This window comes from Lachnobacterium bovis DSM 14045 (assembly GCF_900107245.1).
Classification (GTDB): domain Bacteria; phylum Bacillota; class Clostridia; order Lachnospirales; family Lachnospiraceae; genus Roseburia; species Roseburia bovis.
In genome coordinates this window covers 10,018-22,028 of the sequence record NZ_FNPG01000022.1, presented here as the reverse complement: position 1 = coordinate 22,028, position 12,011 = coordinate 10,018, and the positions used below count along the sequence as shown (strand labels likewise).

General features: G+C 29.6%; 9 protein-coding genes. All 9 read left to right on the top strand.

Annotated elements, in window-relative coordinates; translation table 11 throughout:
• Positions 1 to 179: 179 nt before the first annotated feature.
• The 9 genes from BLV79_RS09025 (at position 180) to csn2-St (ending at position 11,875) form a co-directional block, all read left to right on the top strand.
• A complete protein-coding gene (locus tag BLV79_RS09025) occupies positions 180 to 1,163 on the top strand; it encodes an ABC transporter permease (RefSeq protein ID WP_083354523.1) in 984 nt (327 codons plus the stop codon).
• A 14-nt stretch (positions 1,164 to 1,177) separates the two neighbouring features.
• Entirely contained in the window at positions 1,178 to 2,077 is a 900-nt protein-coding gene (locus BLV79_RS09020) for a carbohydrate ABC transporter permease (RefSeq protein WP_074718277.1), read from the top strand.
• Between the two features lie 19 nt (positions 2,078 to 2,096).
• A complete protein-coding gene (locus tag BLV79_RS09015) occupies positions 2,097 to 3,764 on the top strand; it encodes an extracellular solute-binding protein (RefSeq protein WP_074718275.1) in 1,668 nt (555 codons plus the stop codon).
• 43 nt (positions 3,765 to 3,807) lie between these two features.
• Positions 3,808 to 5,322, top strand: coding sequence for a glycoside hydrolase family 32 protein (locus BLV79_RS09010; RefSeq protein WP_074718273.1), 1,515 nt, complete (start codon positions 3,808 to 3,810; stop codon positions 5,320 to 5,322).
• 249 nt (positions 5,323 to 5,571) lie between these two features.
• Complete coding sequence (locus BLV79_RS09005) at positions 5,572 to 6,039, top strand: GNAT family N-acetyltransferase (protein WP_074718271.1); 468 nt, start codon at positions 5,572 to 5,574, stop codon at positions 6,037 to 6,039.
• A 164-nt stretch (positions 6,040 to 6,203) separates the two neighbouring features.
• Positions 6,204 to 9,527 (top strand): type II CRISPR RNA-guided endonuclease Cas9, encoded by a 3,324-nt coding sequence (gene cas9, locus BLV79_RS09000; protein ID WP_074718269.1) that lies wholly within the window; start codon positions 6,204 to 6,206, stop codon positions 9,525 to 9,527.
• A 137-nt stretch (positions 9,528 to 9,664) separates the two neighbouring features.
• Entirely contained in the window at positions 9,665 to 10,576 is a 912-nt protein-coding gene (gene cas1 / locus BLV79_RS08995) for a type II CRISPR-associated endonuclease Cas1 (RefSeq protein WP_074718267.1), read from the top strand.
• Positions 10,566 to 10,889 carry a CRISPR-associated endonuclease Cas2 gene (gene cas2 / locus BLV79_RS08990; RefSeq protein ID WP_074718265.1) on the top strand — a complete coding sequence of 108 codons (324 nt, stop codon included), beginning with the start codon at positions 10,566 to 10,568 and terminating at the stop codon, positions 10,887 to 10,889. The genes cas1 and cas2 overlap by 11 nt, the downstream gene beginning before the upstream one ends.
• A complete protein-coding gene (gene csn2-St, locus BLV79_RS08985) occupies positions 10,886 to 11,875 on the top strand; it encodes a CRISPR-associated protein Csn2-St (protein WP_074718263.1) in 990 nt (329 codons plus the stop codon). Before cas2 ends, csn2-St begins: the two co-directional genes overlap by 4 nt.
• Positions 11,876 to 12,011: the final 136 nt, after the last annotated feature.

Here is a 12,011-nt window from a genome sequence, read left to right as displayed (position 1 = left end):
GTGTCAAATGTAACATAATCAAATGTAAAAATGCAACATAGTTGTGCAAATGTAAAAATAATCATTGACACAAATGTAACAGTAGTATATTATATTTATGTAACATGAACCGGTAAAACTGTTATATTTTATATTAAAAAAGAAACTTAGTGAAAAGAAGAGGAAAGGTGGGGGACTATATGTCGGTAAATCAAACTGCAGCTTCAACAGTATTGACATCTACAGCAAAATTAGCTGCAGCATCGTCAACAGTTACAACATTGAAAAAGAAAGAATCTTTTTGGCAATATGCACGTAAACATTGGCAATTATATGTGGTGTTTATTATGCCAGCATTTTTATTGACACTTATATTTAAATACATTCCAATGGGTGGGATTTTGATAGCTTTTCAGGATTTTAATCCTATGAAAGGTATATTGGGAAGTACTTGGACAGGTGTTGAAAATTTTACACGTTTTTTGAATTCGCCTGACTTTATGAGTTATTTATCTAATACCTTAAAGTTAAGCATTTATGGATTATTGTGGGGATTTCCAGTTCCTATTATTTTGGCACTGTTATTAAACAGATTACAAAATAGAAAAATTAAAAGCGGAATACAGATGATTTTGTATATGCCAAACTTTATTTCTGTAATTGTACTTTGTGGTATGGTAAGAATTCTACTTTCTGTAAATGGACCAGTTAATATGTTATTTCATTCTAGCTTGAACTTTATGACAATGCCAGAAGCTTTTAGAAGTATCTACATTATTAGTGGTATCTGGCAGGGAGCAGGTTGGGCCTCTATTATGTATACAGCTTCATTATCAAATGCAAGCCATGAGTTAAGAGAAGCAGCGATTATCGATGGTGCTAATATTTGGCAACAAATGAAAGTTGTAGATTGGCCAGCAATTAAAGGAATGGTAATTATTCAGTTTATTTTATCAGCTGGTAATATTATGAGTATTGGATTTGAAAAAGCATATGCTTTACAAACAGATTTAAATATTTCTTCTTCAGAAATTATTGCAACTTATGTTTATAAAAAAGGTTTACTAGAAGGAGATTATAGTTTTTCAACAGCAGTAGGTTTGTTCAATACAGTTATAAACGTTATATTATTGATAGTTGTTAATAAAATCGTTTCTAAGATGAATGATGGACAGGGAATTTAAAAGGAGGCAGTAAAATGGATAAAAAAATATCATTTAAATCGATGAGCGCAGCAGACAAAACAATAACAATAATTGGGAGATTGTTTTTGGGATTGTTTGTGCTAGCAATCGTATTTCCCCTTATATATATAGTAGTAGCCTCTTTTATTGATCCAGTCGTATTAAACAATAAAGGTATTACGTTTGATTTTAGTAAATGGACTACAACAGCATATGAAAGAGTAATAGAAAATAGTCAAATTTGGGTTGGTTTTAAAAACGCACTTTTGTATTCAGTTGTTTTTACAGCAATATCTGTTTTTGTGACATTACTTTGTGCGTATCCGATGTCTAGAGATGACTTTAGAGGAAAAGGTTTTTTCAAAATAGTTTTCTATATCACAATGTTTTTCGGTGGAGGATTAATTCCAACATATTTATTAATTAGTGATTTAGGAATGTTAAATACAATGTGGGCTATTGTAATTCCTGGTGCTTTTAGTGTTTGGAATATGATAATTGCAAGAAGTTATTATCAGGGCATTCCAAAGGAATTGCATGAGGCAGCAGCTGTAGATGGAGCAGATGACCTTACATTCTTTTTTAAAGTTCTTTTACCAGTATGTAAACCGGTTATAGCAGTACTTATTTTGTGGCAGTTTGTAGGAATGTGGAATAGTTATTTTGACGCACTTATTTATCTTAGTAGTGATGCAAAACAACCATTACAATTGGTTTTGAGAGCTATTCTGATTCAAAATCAGCCACAATCAGGCATGATTGCGGATATTCAAAGTACAGCAGCCAGAGCACAATTAGGAGAACTTTTGAAATATGCAACAATTATTATTTCATCAGTTCCATTGTTAGTAATGTTTCCATTTTTCCAGAAATACTTCGACGCAGGAATAATGGTAGGTTCGGTAAAAGGATAATAGAAGGAAGGTAATATAAATGAAAAGACATATAGTATCGCTGCTTGTGATTCTTACTTTGATCACAAATGTTTTAACTGGATGTGGGTCAACACTTTGGGGATATAAAATAGAAAAAAAAGCAGATGTTAACGCTTCAACTGTCAAGCTCCCCTTAACGAAAAAAGAAACAATAACAGGAATGATAAGTTACCCAACAGGAACTGAATCAGATCCAAACAAAAGAGCAATTTTTAAGAGATTAGAAAAAGAAACAAATGTACATGTAGATTGGACAGCTATTTCACAGGATCAGTGGGGAGATAAAATCTCTTTACAGATGGTTAATTTTGCAACATTACCAGATTTTATTTTCTCTGCATGTTTTAACGATAGCGATTTATTAAAATATGGAAATCATAAATTGATTCTTCCATTAGAAGACTATATTTCAAAGTATATGCCTAATTTAAATAGAATTTTAAAAGAACATCCAGAGTATAAAAAAATGCTAACTTCGACAGATGGACATATATACTCTTTACCTTGGATAGAACAATTAGGTGAAAACAAAACAGCAATTCAAACTGTTGGAAATATGGGATTCATCAATAAGAAGTGGCTTGATTTTCTAGGATTGAAAGCACCAAAAACAACAGAAGAATTTGAACAGGTTCTTGTGGCTTTTAGAGATAACGCAGATAAATTAAAAAAAGAATTTAAAATTGACGGTTCTATAATTCCTATGTCTTGTATTGTAAATGATCAGGATCCTTCAATCATAATAAATGGATTTGGAGAAGGATATGGAGACAATGACTCAGGAAGACATATTGCCGTTACAGATGACAAGAAAGTAATATGTACAGCTACGCAGCCGGGATATAAAAAAGGTATTACTTGGATGCATAAACTTTATGATCAGGGACTTATTGATAAGGAATGTTTTACTCAGGATTGGAGTACTTATGTATCTAAAGGAAAATCAGGTAGATATGGAGTTTGCTTTACATGGGATGTTGCGAATGTAGATAATCTAAAAGATTGGATACCTTTACCAGCGCTAAAAGCAGATGTACTAAATATAACACCACAAAATGGATCATATACAAGTGGTTTCGACAGAGGAAGATGTGTCGTAACTTCTATGGTAAAAAATCCAGCTCTAGTATGTTCATGGTTAGATAAAATGTATGAACCATTTCAGTCGCCACAGAATAACTGGGGAACATATGGTGAAAAGAATAAGTTTAATATTTTTAGGAAATCAAAAAACAAAGATGGAAAAGCTATGTTAAAACATGAAGATTTAGGAAAAGAATCTCCGGTAGAAGTAAGAGAAGCTCAGTGTGTTGGCGGTCCACTAGCAGTATTTAACAGTTATTATGGAAAATATGTTACATGTCCGGATGATGCACAATATAGATTGAATTGGATAAAAGATAATTATACAGAGTATATGACAAAAAAATATGTATATCCAAACGTATTTATGAGTGCGAAAGACACAAGTAGAATTGCAACACTTCAGACTGATATTCAAAAAGAAATAAATGCTAGAAAGTCTGATTGGATTATGAATGGTTTTTCAGATAAAGACTGGGATAAATATATCAAAAAATTAGATGCCTATGGCATGAAAGAATATTTGGAATTATTCCAAAAATATTTAAATAGTTTTTATTCAAATAAAACGACAAAAAAATAATATAACAAACAGTAAAATTTTTTAATGGAGATAAGGATCCACTATGACAAAGAAATTAGAAAAAGCCAGAAGATATGAAAAAAAATATAGCAAAGAAATAAATGAAGAAAGACCAAATTTTCATCTAACCCCATATGTGGGTTGGATGAATGATCCAAACGGATTCAGCAGATATAAAGGCGAGTATCATTTGTTTTATCAGTATCATCCATATGATACCAATTGGGGACCAATGCATTGGGGACATGCAGTTTCTAAAGATTTATTACATTGGAAGTATTTACCAGTAGCACTTTCAGGAGACAAACCATATGATAAAGATGGGGTTTTTTCAGGAAGTGCAATAGAATTAGAAGACGGCAGACATCTTTTAATGTATACAGGTGTTAAAGTAAAACAATTAAAAAAAGCAAAATATCCACAAGTTAGACAGATGCAGTGTGTAGCAATTGGCGATGGAATTGAGTATGAAAAGTACGAGAATAATCCGGTAATAGATGAAACAAAGTTACCAAAAGGAGCAAGCAAAGTTGACTTTAGAGATCCTAAAATCATAAAAACAAAAGAAGGTACTTACCTATCATATATGGGATCTAGAGATGAACAAGACAGTGGTCAAATTTTGGTTTATGAAAGTAAGAATGCTCTAGATTGGAAATTTAAAAGTGTTTTAATAAAAAATAATGGACGACTAGGAACAATGTGGGAGTGCCCAGATGTATTTGAACTTGATGGGTACGATGTTTTATTGGCAAGTCCACAAGATGTAACAGCAAATCAGTTTGAAGGTTTATGCGGAAATGTTCCGCTTGCAGCAGTAGGACACATTGATAAAGCTACACAAACAATGCACGATGAAGTTTTTCAAGTGGCCGATTATGGTATGGATTTTTACGCTCACCAAACTGTTTTAGCAGAAGATGGACGTCGAATTATGATTGGATGGATGCAAAACTGGGATAGTTGTTCCAACCGCATGCCTAAACAAAAATGGTATGGTCAAATGACATTGCCAAGAGAATTACATATTAAGGATGGTCAACTACAGCAGAGTCCTATAAAAGAGCTAGAAAATTATAGAACTAATAAAGTTAAAGTTGATAATTATATTCTTAATGGTAAAGATGAAAAAATAGATGGAATTTCAGGACGAATAATAGATGCAACATTTAGAATTCCTATTTCAGATAATGAAAAATTTACCAAATTTGAAATAAAATTTGCAGCGAACGAGGAGAAAAGCAGATACTGTTCTATTGTATATAGACGAAATGAAAACCAGCTTACTTTAGATCGTCTGTATTCAGGAACACAAAGGGCACTTATGCATCAAAGAAGTTGCTCTCTTGAAAATGATGCAGAAGAGCTAAAATTGAGATTGATATTAGACAAATATAGCGCTGAATTGTTCATAAATGATGGTAAAAAAGTTATGTCTATGAGTTTTTATACAGAACAAGAAGCAGATAATATCTACTTTACTTCGGATGCAGATGTTGCATTGACAGTTGAAAAATATGATTTTAAACACTTGGAGAGTGAATCCGTGCAATTCTAATATGATTCAAATAACTTTGCCGGATATATGTTATAAAAAAGTTATATGATTGCATGGATAATTTCAACAAATAGTTTTAAAGAATAAAGTTATAAACCTTCGAAAACTTAATATATAAGTATTTATATTCTCTTAGATTATGTTAGAATAAATATTATCTAAGAGAATTTTTTTTGGTAAGAACAAGAAAATAACTATTCAATATACGTAATAGAAAATAAAGTAACAATAAATAGAAAAGGAACGTAAATGGAAATTAATATTTATACAGGTTTGCATGAAGATGCAGTTTATATTAGAAAAAAAGTATTTCAAGAAGAGCAAGGATTTGTAAATGAATTCGATAGAGTGGATGATTCGGCAGTTCACCTTGTGATGATGAAAGGCGATGTGCCTGTCGCAACTTGTAGAATTTTTCAAGAAGACGATGTGAAAAAAGAAAAAGATAAATCTCGCTCTAATGAGCATAAGGAAGAAAATGAATTTATACTGGGAAGGCTTGCAGTATTAAAAGAATATCGCAAGGAGCATTTAGGTTCTAAAATGCTTGCCGAAGTATCTAAATATGTGGCTGAAAAAGGTGGAACAACAATAAAACTTCATTCTCAATGTGCAGCAAGAAAATTCTACGAGTCAAATGGATTCAGTGCCTATGGAGAAGTCGAAGATGATGAAGGATGTCCACATATTTGGATGAAGAAGAAGGTTAGAGAATAGTAAATCTATTTAGAAGAATAAATAAAATGATAATGTTAAGAGAGTAATTCTTGTATTATGGAAAAAAGTTAAAAGAGAAAAAATAGAAAATACAAAGTTGAATCAAGTAAATGGTTAGTATACAATTATATTGTGAATAATACAACGAAAAGGGGAAGAAGCAAATGAAATATACATTAGCACTAGATATCGGAATTTCATCATGTGGATGGGCAGTAGTTAATTGTGAAAATGAACAAATAGTTGAGGCGGGTTCTAATTTGTTTGAGGCTGCAGAGGCTTCAGCAAACCAAGAGAGAAGATCGTTTAGACAATTAAGACGTTTACATCGAAGACAAAGAACAAGAATAGATGATTTTGAAAAATTGTGTACAAACTATGATTTAAAAAAGCCAATAGAAAAATGTAATACACAATTATGGCTTAGAAATCAAGGATTATCAAAAAAATTAACTCAAGATGAATTGTTTTTTGTTTTACAAAATATGCTTAAACATAGAGGAATAGCATATTTAGATGAAGCGGAGGATGATAGTAAAAGTAATGCTTCGGAATATGCAAAAGGTATACAGAAAAACCAAGAAGAGTTAAAGAGAAAGTATCCTTGTGAAATCCAATTAGAAAGGCTTAACAAATACGGTAAGTATAGAGGACAGACAGAGGTTAGTGATGGAGAAACAAAAATTTCTTTAAGCAATGTTTTTACAGTAAAATCATATGTTAAAGAGATTAAAAAAATATTAGAGACACAGAAACAGTATCATTCTTTTTTAGATGATGATTTTATAGAACAGTATCTAGAAATTTTTAAAAGAAAACGAGAATATTATGTGGGTCCAGGTAATGAATTATCAAGAACTGATTACGGTAGATTTACTACTAAGTTAGATGAAAATGGTAATTATATAAATGAAGATAATATTTTTGAAAAATTAATTGGAACATGTAGTATATATAATGGAAAAAACGGAAGAGAAAAGAAGCAAAGGGCAGCAGGTGCATCATATACTGCTCAGCTTTTTAATGTATTAAACGATTTAACGAATATAAAAGTTGATGGAGAAAAACTAAACGAAGAAGAAAAAAGACAAATTGTTGAAATTATAAAAAACAGCAATTCTGTTAGTATGCCCAAAATTATAAAAAGAGTGACTGGTAAAGAGTTTCAAGATGTTACAGGATATCGTGTTGATAAAAAAATGAAACCTATTTTTCATACTATGGAAGTATATCGTAAACTAAAAAAAAGCTTAGAAGAAAAAGGTCACAATATTGAAGACTATAGTGAAGATCAATTAGATGAAATAGGTAGACTTTTAACATTAAATACTGAAAGAGATTCAATTAAAGAGTTTGTCCTGAAAAATGCTTTATTGCCACATAGTGAAGAATTTATAGAATTTTTAGTTGAATTTAGAAGAAAGAATTCAAGCTTATTTTCAAAATGGCAGTCATTTTGTTTAGATATTATGAAAGAACTTATACCAGAATTATATTCAGGTACGGAAGAGCAAATGACATTGTTAACAAAAAATGGTTATATGAAAACTGATATAGAAAAGTATAAGGATTGTAAATATGTTCCAGTACAAGAAATGTTAGAAGAAATATATAATCCTGTAGTAAGAAGATCAGTTCATATAACAGTAGATATAATTAATGCTGTTATAAAAAAATATGGAATGCCTGAACAGGTTGTAATTGAGATGCCTAGAGATAAAAATTCTGATGACCAAAAGAATAGGATTAAAGAGTTTCAAAAGAAGAGGGAAAAAGAACTAGATAATATAATAAAAAAACTCAAAGAAGAATATGGAATCAAAAAAGAGAAGGGGACAATTATTGCTAAGAAAAAGTTACCTTTAAAGCTAAAACTATGGAATGAACAAGGTGGAGTATGTATTTATTCCGGAAAACCAATTAATCCTAATGATTTACTTGAAAATCCGGATCGATTTGAAGTAGACCATGTTATACCTAAATCGATTTCATTTGATGACAGTCGAAATAATAAGGTTTTAGTTTACGCATCAGAAAATCAAAACAAAGGAAATAGAACACCATATTTTTATTTAAGAAATCTTGATAGAGAAGCAAATTTTGAAAACTTTAAAGCTAGAGTGATTGATATATATAAAGACAATAATAATAAAAAGAGAAATTTACTGTTTTTAGAAGATATAACTAAAATAGAGGTGTTGAAGGGATTTATTAATAGAAATATTAATGATACTAGATATGCATCTAAGATAGTTTTAAATACATTGCAGACTTTTTTTAAAGCAAAAGGTACAGAAACTAAGGTTAAAGTTGTAAGAGGTAGCTTTACACATGATATGCATAAAAAATTAGTAATTGATAAAGATAGAGACGAGTCATTTTCGCATCATGCAGTAGATGCAATGCTTATAGCCTATTCACAAATGGGATATAACGCATATATGCATTATTTTGATGATATGCTTGATTTTGAAACAGGAGAAATTATAGACCAAGAAAAGTTCAATAAATTTACCGAAAAAACTACTGATAAGGATGTTGATGCCTTAATGTATGCTAATAAAATTCATCGTTGGAAGGAGAACATAGAAGAAGCTGAGAAAAAAGTGAAATATTGGCATAGAGTAGATAAAAAAGTAAACAGAGCACTATGTAATCAAACTATTAGAGGATCAAGAGAAATTGATGGAAAAAAATATAAAATTAATAAATTAAATCTATTCGAGAAAGATGGATTAGATAAATTTAATAAACTAATTGAAAGTGGTAAAGAAGATTCTTTATTAGTAAAACGAAATGATATTAAGACATTTGATGTTCTTATGAAAATAAGAAAACAATATTCAGATGCGGATAATCCTTTTGTCCAATATGAAAAAGAAACTGGTGATTATGTAAGAAAGTATTCTAAGAAGCATAATGGACCAAGAATAACTACTTTGAAGTATTTGGATGGAACTGTAGGAAGTTGTATTGATATATCACACAAATATGGACATGAAAAAGGAAGTAAAAAAGTATTTTTAGAGAGCCTTAAACCATATAGATCAGACGTATATTATAGTTCAGAACAGGGATATACAATAGTTGGATTAAAATATTCTGATATAAAATGTGAAAAAGGAAAGTATTCTTTGAATATGGAGGCATACAATGAGCTATTGATTAAAAATGGAATTTTGCAAGAAGGTGATTCATTTATAGATTTGAAGGAAAGGGGCTATGAATTTTGCTTTTCTTTGTATAAAAATGATATTATCCGATATGAGTTAAAAGGAAAAGAGTTTGAAGAAAGATTTTTGTCTGTGTCAAGTACAGAGTTAAATAGAATTGAAGTATATCCAATAAATGCAAAAGAATATAAACCTAGAAGAAGACCAACGCTTTCGAAAAAGAGTACGACTAAAATTGAAAAAATAGTAACTGATATTTTAGGTAATAAATATCTTGTGAAAAAAGAAAAGTTCAGAAAAACACTTGACAATTAAGTTTGTTAGGGTACAATTATATTGTAGGTAGATTTTTTACAATAACTCAAATCTTTTAGATCTACTAAAACAAGGCTTTATGCCGAACTAAAGGACATCTTATGATGTCCTTTTTTGTATATACAAGGGGGAAAAAGATGGGATTTAGAGTAGTATTTATTGAAAATAAAGTAAACATGAAGATTAAATTAGATAACATAGTTATTGACAATGGAGAAAGGGAAAGTTGGATTCCGATTAATGATGTAAATATGATTGTTGTTGATAATATTCAAACAACTATTACAGGTAGAACTTTGTGCTTATTAGCTCAAAATAACGTAGGACTCATCATTTGTAATCAAGAGCATTTACCAATAGGATATTATTCATCATATGACAATCATAGTAGAATTTCAAAATTTATAGGATTTCAAATTCAGCGGAACAAGGAATTTTATGATAAGTTATGGAAAGATATAGTACAAAGTAAACTAGAGAATCAGGCTCAATTTTTAGAGAAGTATGAATTTTCACAAGATGTGATAAATTCGATTAGAGCTTTTAAAGTAGAGGTAGTCGATGGAGATATTACAAATAGAGAAGCACATGGAGCAAAAATATATTTTAACGAGATGATGGGAGAGTCTTTTTCTAGAGGAAATGATGAAATTTTGCTTAATTCAGGATTGGATTATGGCTATACTATAATTCGTTCATATATTGCTAGACTTTGTGTAGGATATGGATTAAATAGTCAATTAGGAATACATCATAAGAATGAGTATAATAGATTCAATTTGGTTGATGATATTATGGAGCCAGTTAGACCTATAGTTGATTTGTTTGCGTATAAGTTATTGAAAAATGAACAATTTTTTAAAGCTCATCATAGGGCAGATTTAGTTAATTTATTAAACCATAAAATACTATATAAGAATAAAAAAATGTATTTATGTAATATGCTAGAAGATTATGTTTCAGATACTGCTGCATTTATCGCAGGAAAAAGAAGTAAAATTATATTTCCAGAAGTAAATAATTATATAGGAGAAGAAAATGAGGTATAAAGTAATGAGAATGTTGTGTATGTTTGATTTACCAGTGGATCAAGCAAGTGAAAAAAAGGCATATAGAGATTTTAGAAAGAATCTGATTAAAGAAGGTTTTGTTATGATGCAATATTCAGTTTATGTGAGAACGTGTCCAAATAGAGAATTTGCAAAAGGATTGGAGAATAGGGTTAGGAAATTTGCACCGCCAAAGGGGAATGTACGTTTGATAAGTATTACAGAAAAACAATATGAGGATATGAAAATAATAGTTGGAACGAAGACTGAAAAAGAGAGTGCTTATGGAATAGAGAGGATGATTATAATATGAAATTTATAATTAAAAATAAAATAGAAGATTATGAAATTGATGTTAGAAATATTACGCAAATATGTGGTCATAATATTAGAAAAAAAGATTTTATAAAAAATTCCATAGAAAAATACTTTTCCTCTTCAAAGTATTCGGATTATGAAAGAAACATGATTGAAAATATTAGTATAAATGGAGAAAAAGTAGGAAGGCAATATTTTTCGGTACATTCCTTTTCTACAAGAATAGATTTAATAAATGAAATTAAAATTACTAAAACAAGTCTACTTTTAAAATATTTGCAATTAAAATGTCAGGAATTCGACTTCCAACAAGATATATTAGAGATAGATAATATAATAGACAGTATTGTTAATAATATGAATTCTATATTGAATGAAAGAATTGGTAAACTAGAGTTGGATTATGAGATTGTTGATGTTTTTAAAATGTTAAGTGATTGTTCTATTGATTTGCTTAATGGAAATAGTATTTACGAAGTCTCAAATTTAGAATTAATTGAAATGGTTATTAATTTGATAAAAGAATTTAATGTATATGATCCAAAACAGAGATTGTTAATTTTCAATAATATAGATCATTTGCTTGATGAAAAAGAATATGAAAAAGTGTTGAAAAAGGTGAAAAATGAATCTAAAAAAATGGACATGTATGCATTGTTTTTTATAAGTATAGAAGGTTATGGGGTTGTTGAAGGTGATTATTTAGAAGGAATAAATGTTATAAATGACGAAATATTCTCAGTGCCATCTATTGAAAGACTAGAGAATTTTATAAAAAAACACTATCCAATTTATATAGAAAATGAAAAAATGGATGAAATAAAACGATACATTAAAATGTGCATTCACAAATTTGGAAAAAAGGATTGTTTATGTAGTGTTAAATCAGATGTAATATTAAAAATGGTAAATGAATCTCTAGGAATGAATGTAAAACCTGCTAAAATCAATCAAATAGAAATAAACTATCTTAATAATTAAGAATTCATTTATATGAAAAAATATGTTATAATAGCTATGAGTTATTGTAAAAACATCTAAAATATCAATAATACATATGTAGGAGGAGTGTGATTTGATATTTTAGTACCTAGAAGATTTGAGTTATTGTAAAACA

What these genes read in the sequence shown, in the direction of transcription:
- BLV79_RS09025 (WP_083354523.1), top strand. Translation starts at nt 180, where the DNA reads ATGTCGGTAAATCAAACTGCAGCTTCAACAGTATTGACATCTACAGCA.
- BLV79_RS09020 (WP_074718277.1), top strand. Translation starts at nt 1,178, where the DNA reads ATGGATAAAAAAATATCATTTAAATCGATGAGCGCAGCAGACAAAACA.
- BLV79_RS09015 (WP_074718275.1), top strand. Translation starts at nt 2,097, where the DNA reads ATGAAAAGACATATAGTATCGCTGCTTGTGATTCTTACTTTGATCACA.
- BLV79_RS09010 (WP_074718273.1), top strand. Translation starts at nt 3,808, where the DNA reads ATGACAAAGAAATTAGAAAAAGCCAGAAGATATGAAAAAAAATATAGC.
- BLV79_RS09005 (WP_074718271.1), top strand. Translation starts at nt 5,572, where the DNA reads ATGGAAATTAATATTTATACAGGTTTGCATGAAGATGCAGTTTATATT.
- cas9 (WP_074718269.1), top strand. Translation starts at nt 6,204, where the DNA reads ATGAAATATACATTAGCACTAGATATCGGAATTTCATCATGTGGATGG.
- cas1 (WP_074718267.1), top strand. Translation starts at nt 9,665, where the DNA reads ATGGGATTTAGAGTAGTATTTATTGAAAATAAAGTAAACATGAAGATT.
- cas2 (WP_074718265.1), top strand. Translation starts at nt 10,566, where the DNA reads ATGAGGTATAAAGTAATGAGAATGTTGTGTATGTTTGATTTACCAGTG.
- csn2-St (WP_074718263.1), top strand. Translation starts at nt 10,886, where the DNA reads ATGAAATTTATAATTAAAAATAAAATAGAAGATTATGAAATTGATGTT.